The sequence below is a fragment of the Nocardia sp. NPDC041819 genome (genome assembly GCF_055590505.1).
Window position 1 is genome coordinate 1,294,439 of the sequence record NZ_JBVJAP010000001.1, and the last position, 16,408, is coordinate 1,310,846.

Below are 16,408 nucleotides of genomic sequence, written 5' to 3' on the forward strand. Positions count from 1 at the left end.
CCCGGATTCAGCTGGGGCGGGCCGCGAGGGCGGTGATCAAGCGCGTGACCGGGCTCTCGGCGTTGTAGGCGGTGGCCAACGCGCGCAGCCGGTCCGGGTCGGCGGGTTCGGCGGGGAGAGCGTCACTGCGGGACAGGGTGACCTCGGCGTCGCGGACCACTCGCACCACCGGCGCGGCGGCCTTCAGGTAGTCCTCGGCGGCGCGCAGCCGGGCGCGCACGCTCTGGGACACGTCGGCATCCGGGTCCTCGACAGCCGCGACCAGCGCTTCGAGGGAACCGAAACGGGAGATCAGCATCGAGGCGGATTTCTCGCCGATGCCCGCCACCCCCGGCAGGCCGTCGGAGGCGTCGCCGCGCAGCGTGGCCATGTCGGCATAGGCCGGGCCCGCGTTTCGCAGCGGTACGCCGTATTTCGCCGACACCTCGGCCGGGCCGAAGAGTTCCGCCTTGGCCAGTCCCCGTCCGGCGTAGAGCACCCGCACCTGGGGCGTCGGCTCGTCTCGTACCAGTTGCAACAGGTCGCGGTCGCCGCTGACCACGATCACCTCGTCGGTGCGCTCCCGGGTGGCCAAGGTGCCCAGCACGTCGTCGGCCTCCAGGCCTTCCGCGCCGCCGGTCGCGATGCCCGCCGCGGCGAGCACCTCCAGGATCATGTCCACCTGCGGGGTGAGCGTGTCCGGAACGGTTTCGGCGCCGGGTGGGGCGTCCGGTGAGGTATCCAACCGGTGTGCCTTGTAGGACGGCACCAGCTCGACCCGATACGCCGGGCGCCAGTCCAGATCCAGGCACACCACCAGCCTGCTCGGTGCGAACTTGGTGATCAGCGACGCCACCATGTCGGTGAAGCCGCGCAACGCGTTCACCGACCGCCCGTCGGGCGCGGTGATCTTGTCGGGGATGGCGTGGAACGCGCGGAACCACAGACTGGCGCCGTCCAACAGCAACAGGGGCCCACCGGCAGCAGAGGTCACGGGCCGAGGCTACTCGCCTGCACCGACAGCGCCCGGGCGAAGTTCGGCGTTCCTCCCACGCGCCCGGCAGGTAACGTCGGACGAATGAGCTCGCATACGGAATCGAGGTTCGCGGCGGACGTCTACGGTGCCCGGCTGGAGCGGGCAGTGGAGTTGATGCGGGCCGCCCATCTCGACGCTCTGCTGATCACCCCCGGGCCGGACCTGCGCTATCTGGTCGGCTCGGCGGCCGAGTCGTTCGAGCGGCTGACCTGTCTGGTGATCCCGGCGGACGGGGCCACGCCGTCGGTCGTGATCCCGAAACTGGAGCTGGCGTCGCTCGAGGGCTCCGCGGCGGGTGAACTGGGCCTGCAAGTGCTGGACTGGGTCGACGGCACGAACCCGTACGGCTTGGTGAAGTCCGCGCTGCACGTCGGCTCCCGGGTGGCCGTGGCCGATGTGATGCCCGCGCTGCATCTGCTGCCGCTGGCCGAGTCGTTCACCGGTCTGCCGGTATCGGCCACCCCCGTGCTGCGCGAACTGCGCATGATCAAGGACCCGGCCGAGGTGGACGCCTTGCGCCGGGCCGGCGCCGCGATTGACCGGGTGCACGCTCGGATGGGGGAGTTCTTGCAGGTGGGGCGCACCGAGGCAGAGGTCGGCCGCGATATCGAAGCCGCGATCCTCGCCGAGGGGCATACCGAGGCGGCGTTCGTCATCGTGGGCAGCGGTCCGCACGGCGCTGACCCCCATCACGGCGTGTCCGAACGCCGGATCGAGGCCGGGGACGTGGTGGTCGTCGATATCGGCGGCCCGGTCGAGCCCGGCTACTATTCCGACTCCACCCGTACCTACGTCCTGGGCGAACCCGACCCGGAGGTGGTGGCCCGGTACGCCGAACTGGAAAGCGCCCAGGCGGCGGCGGTGGCGGCCGTCCGTCCCGGCGTCACCGCGGCCGCGGTGGACGCCGCGGCGCGAAACCCGTTGACCGAAGCCGGTTTCGGGCCCGCTTTCGTGCACCGCACCGGCCACGGCATCGGCCTGTCGGTGCACGAGGAGCCCTACATCGTCGCGGGCAACGACCTCGTCCTGCGGCCCGGCATGGCATTCAGCGTCGAGCCCGGCATCTACTTCCGCGGCGAGTGGGGCGCGCGCATCGAGGACATCGTGGTGGTCACCGACGAGGGCGGCGAATCCCTGAACAAGCGGCCGCACGGCCTCGCGGTCCTGTGATCGACGGCTGAAGGCTCAGCCCTCGCGGCGAAGGTGCTAGGCGCCTGCGCCGTTCCCGTCGGCGGCCGGTGCGACGAGCGTGCTGCTGGACAGGACGCGCCGGACCTGGATGGCGATCACCACACGCGTCGGGTTCTCCCGCGGCACGCGATAGCGGCCCGCGTACCGCTCGACCGCCTCGGTGACGTCGTCCGGGGCGTCGAGCACGGTGGCCGGGCCCTCCAACGTGATCCACCGGATCCCGTCGACCTGACTGACCGCCGCGTATCCGGAGCGGCGCACGTTGCGCACCTTCACCGACCCGTCGTTGGTGATCACGCGCGCGATCCCGGCGTCCTGATCCCAGGTGAACCCCACCGCCACCACATGGGGCGTTCCGTCCGCACGCAAGGTCGTCAGCGTGGCGAGATGCCGTTCGGCGACGAACTCGAGGGCGGCGGGCGACAACTCAGCAGTACTCGTCGGCATCCCCCGACCGTAGCCGTCGGCACACGTCGGCGCCGCACCAGCCCGGCCCGGGACAGGTGAGCGATGACGGGCCGCACCCATGGCAATGAAAGACTGACCCCATGGGAACGCGTGGATTGGCCGACGGCACGGTACTGCTGCTGGGCGGTCGCAGCGAGATCGGCCTCGAAGTGGCGCGGCGGCTGGCGCCCGGGCGCGCGGTGGTTCTGGCGGCCCGGCGCAGCGGTGAGCTGGACGCGCAGCGGGCGCAGATCGCCGCGGCGGGGGCGAGCGAAGTGCACGCCGTCGAATTCGACGCCGACGATGTGGCGACTCATCCTGCGCTGCTGGAGAAGATCGCCGCCGAGCACGGGCCGATCGGCATCGCGGTGCTCGCCTTCGGCGTGCTCGGCGATCAGCAACGCGCCGAGCGGGATCCCGCGCACGCGGCGGCGATCCTGCACACCGACTTCGTCGCCCAGGCGAGTGTTCTCACCACACTGGCGAACCTGATGCGCGCGCGGGGGGCGGGTCAGCTCGTCGTGTTCAGTTCGGTCGCGGGCGTGCGCGTCCGGCGAGCCAACTACGTCTACGGGTCGGCCAAGGCGGGACTCGACGGATTCGCTTCCGGTCTCGCGGATGCCCTGCACGGCAGCGGGGTTCGGTTGCTGCTGGTCAGGCCCGGGTTCGTCATCGGGCGGATGACCGAGGGAATGTCTCCGGCGCCGTTCTCCAGTACTCCCGATCAGGTCGCCGGCGCGGTGGTCGCGGGTTTGCGCCGCGGCGCGAGCCGGGTCTGGGTACCCCGGATGCTGCAACCGGTGTTCTTCGCGATGCGTATGCTGCCGCAACCGATCTGGCGTCGGATGCCGCGGTGAGCGCCACGCCCGCGTCGTGGACCGGCGCGCCGATCGCGGTCGTCGGCATCGGCGCCGACGGCTGGGACGGTCTCGGTCGCGCCGCGCGGGAGGCGGTCGGCGACGCCGAATTCCTGTTCGGTTCCGCGCGTCAGCTCGCACTCGTGCCGCCCACCGTGGCGGCGCGGCGGATGACCTGGCCGTCTCCCTTGCTGCCCGCGCTGCCCGGCCTGTTCGAACGGCATTCCGGCGCGCGATTGTGCGTCCTGGCCAGCGGCGATCCCATGTTCTACGGGATCGGCGCCACCCTGGCCCGGCTGCTGGGCCCGCAGGCGCTGCGGGTGCTGCCCCAGCCGTCTTCGGCTTCGCTGGCCTGCGCCAGGCTGGGATGGGCGCTGGCCGAAACGCCGGTGGTCAGCGTGGTCGGGCGTCCGCTGGCGACGGTGCTGCCCGAGTTGGCCGACCGCAGGCGGCTGCTGGTGCTCAGCGCCGACGAGCACACGCCGCAAGGCTTGGCGCAGTTGCTGGGCCGGAACGGTTTCGGCGGTTCCGAGCTGACGGTCCTCGAGCAACTGGGCGGTTCCGCCGAACGGCACCGCGCCGGAATCGCGAAGCAGTGGGAACATCCGCCGGGCGACCCGTTGAACATCGTGGCGATCACCTGCGCATCCGACCCGGACCAGCCGCGTGCCACGCGCCTGCCCGGGCTGCCGGACGAGTTTTTCGGGGGCGACGGACAGCTCACCAAGCACGAGATCCGGGCGCTGACACTGGCGGCGCTGGCGCCCGCCCCTGGCGAGCTGCTCTGGGATGTGGGCGGCGGTTCGGGCAGTATCGCCATCGAATGGTGCCGGGCGCATCCGGGCAACCGGGCCGTCGCGTTCGAACGGCTCGAGCGCAGGCGGCGGCAGATCTCCGGCAACGCGGACGCTCTGGGCGTGCCGCACATCCTGGTGCGCGGCGAGGTGTGTGCCGAACTCGCCGCCGACAGCGAGATCATTGCTCCCGACGCCATTTTCGTGGGTGGGGGTCTGACTCAGGATGGCCTGCTCGAGACATGCTGGGCGCAGTTGCGCCCACACGGCAGGCTCGTCGCGAACGCGGTGACCGCCGAATCGGAATCGCTGCTGCTCAGCTGGTCAAGTGCCCAGGGCGGCGTCTTGCGGAAGTTCCAGATCTATCGCGGGGAGCCCCTGGGGTCTTTCACCGCTTGGCGCCCGCAGCTTCCCGTCACGCAGTGGTCGGTGGTGAAAACCGCGGCGGCGTTCCCCGCAGAGGGGTGAACACGTTACCGGTCACGCGGTAGGGTCGGGGCCGAGTTCCGGTCACGACCGGAAATCCGATTCCTGTTGGGGAGATAGATGAGATACAAGAAGTTCGCCGCTACCGCATTGCTGGCCGTCGCCGCCACCGGCGTCACCGCCGGTACCTCCTACGCCGCTCCCACGCCGCCCGCGGCGCAGGAACAATCCACGGCCGCGCCCACCGTCACGGGCACGGACCAGGGCGTCGGCTACGCGTTGCAGCTCGCCGACGCGGGCAAGTCGGTCGTCACCAGTGTGACCGGCGGCGCGTTCAGCGTCGACACCGACAACCGGTCGGTCACCCTGAAGAACTCCGCGGGCGAGACCGTCACCAGCATTCCGCTCACCGCGACGGCCAAGGGCCAAGAGGTCAACATCGCGGCGGCCGTCGCCGACGAGGGCAGGCAGCTGACGCTGACCCCGCAGGTCGCGCCGACCGCGAACGCGCCGGTCGCCGCCGAGTTCATCGGCGCGCAGGAGTGGTTCTTCGCCGAGCTGCAGCGCGCCTCGCTCGGCGCTCTGGTCGGCGGCCTGATCGGCGCCGCCATCGGCATCGTCTTCTTCGGTGTCGGCATCCTGCCCGGCGCGGTGCTCGGCGCGCTGATCGGTCTGGCCGTCGCGGGCGGGCCGTCGCTGCTGAACGCGGGTATCGCCTACTTCAGCGGCCAGCCCTGAGAGTTCTGATTCTGGGCGGCACCCGGGAAGCGCGGGAGCTGGCCCATATCGCTTCCGGCGAGCGAGGATTCGACATCGTCTCCTCGCTCGCCGGTCGTGTGCGCGCACCCTTGCTACCGGAGGGCGCGGTCCGCGTCGGCGGTTTCGGCGGCGCCGAGGGACTGCGCGCCTGGCTCGCGGCCGACGAGACGGCCGCGATCGTCGACGCCACCCATCCGTTCGCGGCGGCCATCAGCGCCAACGCGGCGGCGGCCGCGCATGCCTCCGGTGTGCCGCTGGTGCACCTGCGGCGACCCAGATGGGTGGAGCGGCCGGGGGACCGGTGGGTGCGGGTACCCGATCTCCCCGCCGCGGCGAGGGAAGTGGCCGCTCTCGGCGAGCGAGTCTTCCTGACCATCGGCAGGCAAGGCGTCGACGTGTTCGCGGGATCGGTCCGGCAATGGTTCCTCATCCGCGCCATCGACCCGCCCGAAGGCGCGCTGCCGCCGCGGCACGAAGTGCTCCTCGCCCGTGGACCCTTCGCGGTGGAGGACGAATCGCGGCTGCTCGCCGAGCACCGGATCGACGTGCTCGTCACCAAGGACAGCGGCGGTGAGCAGACCGAAGCCAAACTCGCCGCCGCTCGCGCGGCCGGAATTCCGGTCGTCGTCGTGGACCGCCCGCCGCTGCCCGAGGGCACGCCGGTCGTGGAATCACCCGAGCAGGCGCTGAATTGGTTGCGCGACAGGCGAACCCGGCGCTCATGAGGCGGTCTCGCACCGCTCAGTCGCCGAGCAGTTCCGGCAGATGGTCGAACCACTCCAGCACCGCCCGCTCGTAGCGGATCCCGAAGTCCAGTGTGGCGCGGGCGAACGTGGGCTTTCCCGCTGGATCTTCGGCGAGGTACCGCGTGAGCCGCGCCTGATGGATCTCGCGGTTGGCCGCGACGATGCCGTCGAGCCGGCGGCGATCGAGATGCTCACCGAAGGAGAGCGTCAGCAGCAACGGCACCCGGATGGTCTCCCCGCCGGGATCGCGGGCGACCCACTCCAGGAACGCTTCGCGCCCCGCGTCGGTGATGCGATAGGGCGTGCGTTCCCTGGCTCCGGTCTCGCCCTTCTCGACGAGTCCCGCCGCGTCCATCGTGGCGAGTTCCCGGTAGACCTGGCTCTGCGTGATCGTCCAGAAGTCGCCGATCCGGTCCTGGGCCTGGGTTACCAGATCCCATCCCGACATGGGCCCTTCGTGCAGAAATCCGAGCAACGACGCCGCCGTCGAGTTCAGTGGTTTGCGCTTGGTCGCGGTGTTGGTCAACGACTGCTCCCTTCGCTCTCAACATTCCATAGTGGAATGTTACCGGAACGGGGCGGGTCAGGCGTCGCCGGTCAACTTGTCGAGCCGGGCGAGCACCTGTGCCATGCCCTGCTCCAGTCGCGCCTGTCCCTGTTCGAGCTGCGCCTGGCCGTGGGCCAGCGCGGTCTGGCCCTGTTCCAGCCGGATCTGTCCTTGTTCGAGCACGGTGACCCTGCGGTTGAGTTCACCCACATTCTCGCGCAGGTTCCCGACATCCCGGCGAAGCTCGCCGACGGCTTCCCCGACGGTTTCCGCGCGCCGGTCGATCCGGCCGATGCCGTCGAGCGCCTTCCTGGTCAGCGCCGCGAGTTCGTTGAGGACCTCGCCCTGCTCGTCGAGCGCTTGTTCGCTCGCGGTGGCCCTGGCCTCCAAGGCGCGGGCGCGCAGCGTCAGCTCCGGCAGTGTCGCGGCCAAGGTCCCTCCGATCGTCGGTGCGTCTGGCGATCTTACGCGCCGCCGACCGCCGCGTCGTGCGCGCGATCGTAGCGGCGGGAGGTGTAGACCCGTGTGCCCGCGTCGGTCTCGCGCGCCATGGTGGTGGACGCGCCGATGATCAGCAGCGTGCGCATGTCCACCTCGTCGGGGTCGAGGTCGCCGAGCGATACCACCCGGACGGATTCGGTGGGTCCGCCGACGTCGCGCCCGACGACGACGGGCGTGTCCGGCTTGCGATGCTCCAGCAGCAGGTCCCGCATCGCGCCCACCTGCCAGGTGCGTTGCGAGGACGCCGGGTTGTAGACCGCGATCGCCATATCGGCCGCCGCGACGGCGGAAAGCCGCTGCGCCACGACCTCCCACGGCTTGAGCCGGTCGGAGAGCGAGATCATCGCGTAGTCGTGGCCGAGCGGCGCGCCCACCCGGCTGGCCACCGCGTTCGCCGCGGTGAGACCGGGCAGCACCCGGACCGGCACCCCGCTCCACTGCGGATCGCCGGATTCCTCCAGCACCGCCGCCGCCATCGCGAACACGCCGGGATCTCCCGAGGAGACGACCGCGACCCGCGCGCCGCGCTTGGCCAGATCCAGGGCCATGGCCGCGCGCTCGGACTCGACCCGGTTGTCGCTGGCGTGCCGGCGCTGCCCCGGGCGCTCGGGCACCCGGTTCAAGTAGGTGGTGTAGCCGACCAGATCGGTGGCGTCCGCCAGCGCCGCGCGCACCTCGTCGGTGGTCCACTCCGGCGCGCCGGGACCGAGTCCCACCACCACGACCTCACCGACGCCCTCGGTCGTCTCCGCGTCGGCGACCCGCTGCGCCGCGGCCGTCTCCGCTTCGAGGCGCGGCAGCGGCGTGGTCGGTTCGGGGCCCGGCACGAGGGCGATGGCGAAGTAGGGCACCTCCGCGTCGTCGACCGCGCCCGCGTGCAGCACGCGCTGCTGGGTGGTGCTCGCGCGCTCGACGTAGTACGCGCCGGTGAGCCGTCCGGAATCCGAAAGCGCTCGGCGCACACCGGGATAGGTGCGTCCCAGTTTCATGATCGCGGCCGCGTCGGTCGTGCGCAGCCGCCGGGTGAGCTCGTCGACCGGCATGGTGCCGGGCAGCACGGTGAGTACCTGCTCGCCCTCGACCAGCGGGGTTCCCAGCGCTGCCGACGCCGCGCTCACGGAGGTGATCCCGGGGATGATCTCGGCGTCGAACCGGTCGGCCAGCCGCCGGTGCATGTGCATATACGAGCTGTAGAACAGCGGGTCGCCCGCGGCGAGCAGCGCGACCGACCGGCCCGCGGCGAGGTGCCCGGCCAGCCGCTCGGCGGCCTGTTCGTAGAACTCGTCGATCGCGCCCTGGTAACCGCCGGGATGATCGGTGGTCTCGGTGGTCACCGGGTAGACGAGATGCTCCTCCAGTTGACCGGGGCGCATGTACGGCGCCGCGATGCGGCGGGAGATGCTGCGGCCGTGGCGCGCGCTGTGGAACGCGACGACGTCGGCCGCGCCGATCACGGTGGCCGCTTTGACCGTCACCAATTCGGGATCACCCGGTCCGAGCCCGACGCCCCACAGCTTGCCCGGAGTGGTCATTCCTGTTCGCTCGCAATCGCGTTCAACGCGGACGCGGTGATGGCGCTGCCGCCGCGCCTGCCGCGCACCGTGAGGTATTCGACGCCGCCGAAATCGATCAGCGCGTCTTTGGATTCGGCCGCACCGATGAATCCGACCGGGATGCCGAGCACGGCGGCGGGCCGGGGCGCTCCCGCGGCGAGCAGGTCGAGCAGATGGAACAGCGCCGTGGGCGCGTTGCCGATCGCGACGACGGCGCCGTCGAGACGGTCGCGCCACAGGTCGAGCGCGGCGGCGGAGCGGGTTGTGCCCTTGGCCGCGGCCAGCTCCGGCACGCGCGGATCGGCGAGGGTGCAGACGACCTCGTTGTCCGCGGGCAGTCGTTTCCTGGTCACACCCGAGGCCACCATGGTCGCGTCACAGAGAATCGGCGCCCCCGCGCGCAGCGCCGCCCGCGCCGAGGCGACCACACCGGGGGAGTAGGCGATATCCGCGGCGAGATCCACCTGACCGCAGCCGTGGATCATCCGTACGACCACCTGTGCCACATCCGGCGGGAAACCGCTGAGATCGGCCTCGGCGCGGATCGTCGCGAACGAGCGACGGTAGATCTCGGCCCCGTCGGTCAGATAGCTGGCACGTACGTCGGACATGCGGTCCACCCTATGGGGGCGGGTCCGGACAGATCGGTCCGGGTCGGGCGCTCCGCATTCCGGTACCGCCACCGGCTACCGGCGCGCGGGCGCCGCCGGATCAGGTTCGCGGGCGCTCCAGAATCCGGGACATGACGATGGCGCTGCGGGTACGCCCGACCCGAGCGTTCTCCCGGATCCGTTCCACGGTCACCTCGATCTCGGCCATGTCGGTGGCCATCACGTGCACCAGCGCGTCGGCCTCGCCCGCGATCGTCCAGACACCGACCACCTGCGGGATCGGTTCCAGACTGCGTTTGAGTTCGGCCGGGGAGATGTTGTCGCGGTAGTACACCTCGACGTACGCCTCGGTCTTCCAGCCCAGCGCCGCGGGATTGACCAGCGCGGTGAACCCGGTGATCTGTTTGGCCGCGACCAGGCGGTCGACCCGCCGTTTCACCGCGGGCGCGGACAATCCGACCGCGCCACCGATCTCCTGGAACGAAGCGCGGGCGTTCTTCAGCAGTTGCGCGAGAATCCGCCGATCGAGGTCGTCCACATCACACCTTCTCGCTATGGAAGCAATGATTCGCTGTTTTCAGGCCGATATGCGCAACGAATCGTCATTTCTGGCGCAATGCTAGGCCCTCTACCGTCGAATCAGCCGAAAACCCACGCTCATGCCGGGAGTTCCGTTGACCTCTGTAGCCACCCTCCCTGTCGAGTCCGCCGCCCGCCGTTCGTCGCCGCGCCGGTTCGTGATGTGCCGTCCCGATCACTTCGAGGTCGCCTACGTCATCAATCCCTGGATGAATCCCGCCGAGCCCGTCGACCGCGCGCTGGCGCTGACGCAGTGGGAGACGTTGCGCGCCACCTACGCCGAACACGGACACACCGTGGAGGTGGTGCCCGGCATCGCGGGCCTGCCCGACATGGTGTTCGCCGCCAACGGCGGACTGATCGTCGGCGACCGGGCCATGTCGGCCCGCTTCACCCACCCGGAGCGTGCCGCGGAAGGCCCGGCCTACCACGCCTGGTTCGCCGGATACGGCTTGCCGAATCTGGTGGCCGCCGCGGAATGCAACGAAGGCGAAGGTGACTTCCTCCTGGTCGGTGATCGGCTGTTGGCCGGAACGGGCTTCCGCAGCTCGCTCGCCGCGCACGAGGAGGTGTCGCGCCACTTCGGGCTGCCCGTGGTGTCGCTGGAACTGGTCGATCCGCGCTTCTACCACCTGGACACGGTGCTGCTCCCGCTGGACGCCGAAACCATCGCCTACTACCCGCCCGCCTTCAGCCCGGCGGCGCGCGCGGTGCTCGCCGCGCTCTATCCCGACGCGATCGTGGCCACCGACGCGGACGCCGCGGTGCTCGGGTTGAACGGAGTCTGCGATGGTTTCCACGTCTTCCTCAGCAGCGCGGCCACCGACCTGAGCGAAGCCCTGCGCGCCCGGGGCTACCATCCGGTGGGGATCGAGATGTCCGAGTTGCTGAAGGCAGGCGGCTCGGTCAAGTGCTGCACGCTCGAGATCCACGGCAGGTGACCGGCAGGTGCCGCCGGAGAGTCACTCGACGCGATAACCCTCGTCGGTCGCGACGATGTCGGTGACCTCGCCCTGCGGGCGGCCGCACCGGCGGTCGCACCCCGACCAGTGCTGACGCCCGGCCACGGTGACCTCGGTCGCGGACATCGTCCGCGGGCCGTCGGCCGGATCGGCCGACCCGGGCAGCACCCGTCCGGTGTCGACCGCGTCGGCCGCGTCGGCCCGGACGTCGGTATGCGACTTCGCGCAGCCGGGCTGTCCGGCGCAGGCGCTGACCAGCAGCCACGGCGAGTCGGCGTCGAAGATCAAACCCATCGGCGCCAGCACGCGCACCACCTGTTCGGCGGCCCACTCCGCCAGGTCGGTGATCACCAGGCTGCGCCACGGCGTGACGAAGATCGGTCGCTCCACCGCGGCGAGGAACTCGGCGGTGCGGGCGGGCAGCGAGCCGAGGCGCACGCCCGCGCCGAGCCCCACCGATCCGTTGTCCTGCTCCAGCCATCCGATCGGTACGCGATGTCCGGTGGAGAATTCGAGTCTTTCGGCGGTCGGGGACAAGCCGAGGCGATCGACGACGCGTTCGGCGCCGTGTTCGATCTCGTGCAGTCGCCAGCGGCCCGCGTCGTCGCCGCGCAGGTCCAGGAACGCGTGCGCGGCGGCGAGCGCGACGTCCACCGCGTCGGCGGCGCGCAGCCGCAGGCCGCTGTCGCCGCCTGCCAGCAGCAGGGCGAACTCGTCGGTCCCGGTCGCGTGTACTCCGATGTCGGGGCCGAGCCCACTGACATCTCCGCGTCCGTCGTCGAGGGTGAACAGCACCCGGCCGGGCAGGCCGGCCAGCCGCGGCGACGCGAGCAGGCCGGTGTCCAGCGCGGGAACCAGGGGGCGCACGTCCGCGAGGCCGCCGATCCGGCCGGACAGCGGCGAGGCGATGATGTTGCGCACCCGTTCGTGCGTGGTGCTCGGCAGAAGGCCCGCGGCCGCGAGCCGGTCGGTCAGCGTCCCGGCGTCGCGCACCCGGCGTAATTGGACATTGCCCCGGGAGGTGAGCTCGATGTTCCCGTCCGCCAGGTCGAGCGCGGCCTCGGCCAGCGCCTGCACCTGGGCGGGATCCAGGCGACCGCCGGGCACGCGGATTCGTGCCAGCGGCCCGTCGGCGGCCTCGTGCAGCCGCAGCACGCCCGGGCAGGAGTCAGGAGCGCGTCGTGTCATAGCGCATCCAGCCTACGGACGCGCGAGCCCGGCACAGCGAACGGCCGGTCACCCGCCGATCGAACGCACCCAATCGATGACGGCGGCTCGATACTCCGCGGTGTTGCGCGCGAGATTCACCGAGTGCCCGCTGCCGGGCAGTACGTACGTGCGCAGTCGTGCCGCCGGGCCGAAGAACGGCGCTTCGGTGGCGCGCAAGGTCTCGGCATCCGCGCAGACGGCGTAGCCGGGGCCGCAGGAGAGCCGGTCCAGGCTGCCGTTGACGACCAGCACAGGGACGTCGATGAAGTTGGTCATCGGCGGGAGGGTGGAGGTCAAACCGTCGGGATACTCCGTGGGCGAGAAGACTTCCTTGGTCGCTTCGTCGACGGCGAGTACTTCGGGATCGGCCGTCTCGGGGGCGAAGAAGTCGCCCGCGCGGGTACCGGGCCGAGTGGTCAGGTAGCCGGGGTCGTAGCCGCCCCCGGCGAAGCGCGGATCCTCGGCGGCTTGGTGGTAGGTCGAGATCACGCCGAGGACTTCGGGCACGTTGAGTGCGTGGGAGAAGCCGGTGAGCAGGACGCCGTCGACGTCCTGGTACGTGGTCGCCTCCAGGACGTCGATGCCCGAGCTGAGCGAATGGCCTCCGGTGATGACCTTGCCGAAGGGCGGTGCGCCCGCGAGTCCCCGGCGCAGGGCCTGCACGATGTCGTGCAGAGCGCGAGCGGAAACCGTCGCCGTGACCTGCGTGCTCGGCGGCCTGGTGCTCGCACCGTTGCCGAGCCGATCGACCACCAGCGTCGCGATGCCCGCAGCGTTCATCGCGCGCCGGAAGTTGTAGGTCTCCGGCGCGTAGGGGAAATCCCAGTAGGTGTGGTTGTAGTTGGAGCCCGCGATCAGCACCATGACGGTATCGGTGGCGCCCGCGGCGGGAGTGCACAAGGAACCGGCCATTTCCCCGAGCGGCACGGGAAGGGAGACCGCTTCGCAGCCGCCCGGCGCGGTGTCGTCTGCGTGGGCGGTACCGGGTGTCAGGCAGAGCAGTATTGCGGCCGCGGACGCGACGATCGACCGTAGCGAGGTTCGCACGCGACGCAGGCTATGTCCGAATGTCATGGCGCGCAATACCTGTCGCCGACGATTCGTTCTTTTACCCGAAGGAAGTGACAACAGCCGTTGCGGCAATGAATTTCGGGACTCGAGCAGTCAATCGCCCACCGGCGGAACGAGTGTGGCGAAGTCTAATTCGGCTGCTCCGTCGTCGACCGCTCCGGCGACGACCTCGAACGAGCGGGCGTCGAGGGCGGTGCACCCCAGCGCGGCGAGACTGGCGAACCGGTACTCACTGTCGGCTTCGCGCATCGCGTTGTCGAGGTCTTCGCGCGTGTCGTAGATCGTGATCGAGAAGACGGTGTTGTCCTGCCGATCGAGGAAGAAGAAGATCTGCCGGGCGCCGTGATCGGCCATGGCATGCGGCACGATCTCGTGTTGGAGGAACGGCGCCGTCGTCTCCATCGTCTCCGGGTCGATGGGGCAGGCGGCCTTCATCATGCGGGCGTAGAGCTTATTCATGGCCGAATGCCTTCCGGGCCGGAGCCGGTCATGCCTGGTGCCTATCGGCGAATGACGATACCGCACACAATATTCGGTGGCTATCGCATAGTTGATGCCGCACGCGTGCACCCGGCCGCGCCCGATATCGCGTCGGGAGCGCGGATGTCCGGGACGACGCGGTGAACGAGGAGCGTGGGAACATGGATGCGACGAGACAAAGGGCGGGTACGCGAACGGTTCACTTCGTCGGAAGCTTTCCGGCCGACAGCACGGACGTCGCGATGAAGGCCATGCTGGACAGCGCGGGGGCGCGGCTGCGTACCCTGCCGACCGGGGAGACGCGGCGCTACGAGTTCTACATCCAGCCGATCATCGAAGACCTGGTCACCCAGGGTGTCCTGGCGGTGAAGAAGCCGGGGACGTGGCGGTCGAGCCGGGACCGGACGATTCATCGCGTCGCTCGCGGCGCCGAGTTGCGCGGGGACATCATGGATCTCGGATATCTCCGGGAGGCCGAGGACGCACTGCCGATTTTCCGCGAACTGCGTGGCGTGCGCGAGTTGCCCGGCCTCGCGCTCCAGATCGGCATGCCGACCGATTTCACCTTGACGTTCATCGCCATGGGAGCCGCCGGTCTGCGGCGCCATCGCCGAGCCTTCTTCGACGCCACCGTGCGCGAGATCGCGGCCATCCGCGCGCTCGCCGGTGACGACGTCGTCGTGCAGTTGGAGGCCACCGCGGAACTGGTGCTCACGGCCAGGGCGCAGCCGTCGCACCGGCTGGTCGATCGGGCGCTGGGGCTGGGCGAGGGAATCGCCGCGCTGGCCGCGGCCGCTCCCGAGGGGACCCGTTTCGGGGTGCACCTTTGCCTCGGCAGCCTGCGCAACAAAGCCCGGGGAAAGTTGCGTGATGCCCGTCCGCTGGTCGATTTGGCCAATTCCGTCGTCCGGCATTGGCCGCGGGGGCGCATCCTGCAATTCGTGCACGGCCCGGTCGCCGCGGGCGACATACCGCCGTCGGCCGATCCGGAATTCTATGCGCCGCTGGCGGATCTGGCTTTGGCGGCGGGCACCGATTTCTATGCCGGGTTGGTGCACGATGTTCCTACCGAGGCACAGCAGTTGGAGACCTTGCGAACCTTGGAGAATGCGCTGGGCCGCCCGGTCGACGGAGTCGCCTGCGCGTGCGGTCTGGGCCGTCGCCCCCGCCCGGCGGCGGACGTTCTCATGGCGAGGGCCGAGGTGCTCGCGACGGCGACCGGGTTCGGAAAGCAACGGTAATTCACTCTCCCACAGCGCTTTCGACCGGCAAATGTTCGCTGCGCCGGAACGAACGGCGGCGCCGGGAAGGGGCAATTCGTCGCGAACCCGACCGGCGTGATCGAAGAGGTACGGTGTGCGGCATGGAGCGAGCACCGCGTGGCGTCGATCCGAATCTGCCGAATTCCGCCCGGGTATACGACTATCTGCTGGGCGGCAAAGACAACTACGAGGTCGACCGGGTGGTCGCGCACCGCATGCTGTCCATCGCGCCGGACACCCGCACGTTGGCCTGGTTCAGTCGGAAGTTCCTGGTGCGGGCGGTCGAGCTGGCCGCCGAGGCGGGGATCCGGCAGTTCATCGATCTCGGCGCGGGTATCCCGACCTCACCGAACGTGCACGAGGTCGCCCGCAAGGTCGATCCGTCGGCGCGGGTGGCGTACGTCGATTTCGACCCGGTCGTGTACGCGCACTGCGGCGCCCTGCTCGCCGGGGCCGAGGGGGTCACGGCCATGCTGGGCGACGTGCGCAGGCCGGACGACATTGTCGACCGGCTGCGCGACGAAGGGGTGATCGACTTCGGCGAACCGGTGGCGATCACGCTCGTCGGGGTCCTGCACTTCGTGATGGACGACGAGGACCCGGCCGGGATCGTCGCCCGCCTCGGTGCGGCCATGGCGCCGGGAAGCCACCTGGCGTTCACCCACGGCTCCGCCGACAGCGATCCGGACTTCATCACGCAGTCGTCGTCGGATACCGCCAACTCCTCGGCCCAGGTGGTCTACCGGTCTCCGGCCGTGGTGGAATCGTTGTTCCAGGGCTTCGAAATCATCGGTCCCGGTGTGGTTCCGCTGCAACAGTGGCTCGACGACGATCTTCCGGACACCGGACTGGTGCTGCTGGGCGGGATGGTCCGCAAGACCTCGCACGCACGCGCCGACTAAGGTCGCCGTATGTCCGAAATCTCCACGCTCGCCGACCGGCTCGCCATCATCGATGTGATCACCAAAATGTTCGTGTACACCGATCAGAAGCGCTGGGAAGACTTGTCGGCCGAGGTCTTCACGCCGAGCGTGGATTTCGACGGCGGGTTCGGCGGGCCGGTCGGGGAGCGGGCCGCCGCCGACATCATCGCGGATTGGCGCACCGGCCTCGCCGACCTCGACGGCGTGCACCACCAGTCGGGCAACCATCTCATCGATCTGGACGGTGACACGGCGCGCGTGCACGCGGACGCCATCGCGGTGCACGTCAAGAACGCCGCGGTCGAGGGCAAGACCCGCACCTTCGTCGGCAGCTACTCCCTCGGCGTCGAACGCACGGCGGACGGGTGGCGAGTCAACCGATTCCACTACCACCTCAAGGTGATCGACGGGAACGCGGACCTGGTGTAGGTCCGGTGTGTGCGCCGGGGGACCGTTCGGCGCCCCGGATCGGGTT

General features: G+C 70.1%; 19 protein-coding genes. 9 read left to right on the top strand and 10 right to left on the bottom strand.

Annotation, left to right across the window (positions count from 1 at the left end):
* Positions 1-7 precede the first annotated feature (7 nt).
* Positions 8-973 carry a 5'-3' exonuclease gene (locus ACZ6DL_RS06135; protein WP_466049303.1) on the bottom strand — a complete coding sequence of 322 codons (966 nt, stop codon included), beginning with the start codon at positions 971-973 and terminating at the stop codon, positions 8-10.
* A gap of 84 nt (positions 974-1,057) precedes the next feature.
* Here ACZ6DL_RS06135 and ACZ6DL_RS06140 point away from each other — a divergent pair, with 84 nt between their 5' ends.
* Complete coding sequence (locus ACZ6DL_RS06140) at positions 1,058-2,185, top strand: M24 family metallopeptidase (protein WP_466049305.1); 1,128 nt, start codon at positions 1,058-1,060, stop codon at positions 2,183-2,185.
* 36 nt (positions 2,186-2,221) lie between these two features.
* Here the strand turns inward: ACZ6DL_RS06140 and ACZ6DL_RS06145 are convergent, their stop codons facing one another.
* Positions 2,222-2,653 carry a PPOX class F420-dependent oxidoreductase gene (locus ACZ6DL_RS06145; RefSeq protein WP_466049306.1) on the bottom strand — a complete coding sequence of 144 codons (432 nt, stop codon included), beginning with the start codon at positions 2,651-2,653 and terminating at the stop codon, positions 2,222-2,224.
* A 101-nt stretch (positions 2,654-2,754) separates the two neighbouring features.
* On the opposite strand from ACZ6DL_RS06145, the gene ACZ6DL_RS06150 reads away from it, so the two are divergent.
* The 4 genes from ACZ6DL_RS06150 (at position 2,755) to ACZ6DL_RS06165 (ending at position 6,214) form a co-directional block, all read left to right on the top strand.
* Positions 2,755-3,510 carry an SDR family NAD(P)-dependent oxidoreductase gene (locus ACZ6DL_RS06150; RefSeq protein WP_466049308.1) on the top strand — a complete coding sequence of 252 codons (756 nt, stop codon included), beginning with the start codon at positions 2,755-2,757 and terminating at the stop codon, positions 3,508-3,510.
* A complete protein-coding gene (gene cbiE, locus ACZ6DL_RS06155) occupies positions 3,507-4,772 on the top strand; it encodes a precorrin-6y C5,15-methyltransferase (decarboxylating) subunit CbiE (protein WP_466049309.1) in 1,266 nt (421 codons plus the stop codon). The genes ACZ6DL_RS06150 and cbiE overlap by 4 nt, the downstream gene beginning before the upstream one ends.
* A 78-nt stretch (positions 4,773-4,850) precedes the next feature.
* Positions 4,851-5,468: a DUF8020 domain-containing protein gene (locus tag ACZ6DL_RS06160; RefSeq protein WP_466049311.1), complete on the top strand. Its 618-nt coding sequence runs from the start codon at positions 4,851-4,853 to the stop codon at positions 5,466-5,468.
* A complete protein-coding gene (locus ACZ6DL_RS06165; protein ID WP_466049579.1) occupies positions 5,465-6,214 on the top strand; it encodes a cobalt-precorrin-6A reductase in 750 nt (249 codons plus the stop codon). Before ACZ6DL_RS06160 ends, ACZ6DL_RS06165 begins: the two co-directional genes overlap by 4 nt.
* Positions 6,215-6,230: 16 nt before the next feature.
* On the opposite strand, the gene ACZ6DL_RS06170 is transcribed toward ACZ6DL_RS06165, so the two are convergent.
* The 5 genes from ACZ6DL_RS06170 to ACZ6DL_RS06190 form a co-directional block, all read right to left on the bottom strand.
* Positions 6,231-6,761: a PadR family transcriptional regulator gene (locus tag ACZ6DL_RS06170; protein WP_466049312.1), complete on the bottom strand. Its 531-nt coding sequence runs from the start codon at positions 6,759-6,761 to the stop codon at positions 6,231-6,233.
* Positions 6,762-6,818: 57 nt separating this feature from the next.
* Positions 6,819-7,214, bottom strand: coding sequence for a hypothetical protein (locus ACZ6DL_RS06175; RefSeq protein ID WP_062972838.1), 396 nt, complete (start codon positions 7,212-7,214; stop codon positions 6,819-6,821).
* A gap of 32 nt (positions 7,215-7,246) precedes the next feature.
* Complete coding sequence (cobJ, locus tag ACZ6DL_RS06180) at positions 7,247-8,815, bottom strand: precorrin-3B C(17)-methyltransferase (protein WP_466049314.1); 1,569 nt, start codon at positions 8,813-8,815, stop codon at positions 7,247-7,249.
* Complete coding sequence (locus ACZ6DL_RS06185) at positions 8,812-9,447, bottom strand: precorrin-8X methylmutase (protein ID WP_466049316.1); 636 nt, start codon at positions 9,445-9,447, stop codon at positions 8,812-8,814. Before ACZ6DL_RS06185 ends, cobJ begins: the two co-directional genes overlap by 4 nt.
* A gap of 100 nt (positions 9,448-9,547) precedes the next feature.
* Positions 9,548-9,985, bottom strand: coding sequence for an Lrp/AsnC family transcriptional regulator (locus tag ACZ6DL_RS06190; RefSeq protein ID WP_040867149.1), 438 nt, complete (start codon positions 9,983-9,985; stop codon positions 9,548-9,550).
* Positions 9,986-10,106: 121 nt separating this feature from the next.
* On the opposite strand from ACZ6DL_RS06190, the gene ddaH reads away from it, so the two are divergent.
* Positions 10,107-10,967, top strand: coding sequence for a dimethylargininase (ddaH, locus tag ACZ6DL_RS06195; protein ID WP_466049317.1), 861 nt, complete (start codon positions 10,107-10,109; stop codon positions 10,965-10,967).
* Positions 10,968-10,988: 21 nt separating this feature from the next.
* Here ddaH and cobG read toward each other — a convergent pair whose 3' ends face one another.
* The 3 genes from cobG to ACZ6DL_RS06210 form a co-directional block, all read right to left on the bottom strand.
* The gene (gene cobG, locus ACZ6DL_RS06200; protein ID WP_466049319.1) at positions 10,989-12,176 is read right to left on the bottom strand and encodes a precorrin-3B synthase; all 1,188 of its coding nucleotides are present in this window, start codon (positions 12,174-12,176) and stop codon (positions 10,989-10,991) included.
* Between the two features lie 48 nt (positions 12,177-12,224).
* A complete protein-coding gene (locus tag ACZ6DL_RS06205; RefSeq protein ID WP_466049320.1) occupies positions 12,225-13,244 on the bottom strand; it encodes an alpha/beta hydrolase in 1,020 nt (339 codons plus the stop codon).
* Positions 13,245-13,361: 117 nt separating this feature from the next.
* Positions 13,362-13,727: a hypothetical protein gene (locus ACZ6DL_RS06210; protein WP_466049322.1), complete on the bottom strand. Its 366-nt coding sequence runs from the start codon at positions 13,725-13,727 to the stop codon at positions 13,362-13,364.
* 263 nt (positions 13,728-13,990) lie between these two features.
* Between ACZ6DL_RS06210 and ACZ6DL_RS06215 the strand changes: the two genes are divergently transcribed.
* The 3 genes from ACZ6DL_RS06215 to ACZ6DL_RS06225 all read left to right on the top strand — a co-directional run bounded on the left by ACZ6DL_RS06215 (position 13,991) and on the right by ACZ6DL_RS06225 (position 16,362).
* Positions 13,991-14,989, top strand: coding sequence for a hypothetical protein (locus ACZ6DL_RS06215; RefSeq protein ID WP_466049323.1), 999 nt, complete (start codon positions 13,991-13,993; stop codon positions 14,987-14,989).
* Between the two features lie 122 nt (positions 14,990-15,111).
* Positions 15,112-15,912: an SAM-dependent methyltransferase gene (locus ACZ6DL_RS06220; protein ID WP_466049325.1), complete on the top strand. Its 801-nt coding sequence runs from the start codon at positions 15,112-15,114 to the stop codon at positions 15,910-15,912.
* A gap of 9 nt (positions 15,913-15,921) precedes the next feature.
* Entirely contained in the window at positions 15,922-16,362 is a 441-nt protein-coding gene (locus ACZ6DL_RS06225) for a nuclear transport factor 2 family protein (RefSeq protein ID WP_393229839.1), read from the top strand.
* Positions 16,363-16,408: the final 46 nt, after the last annotated feature.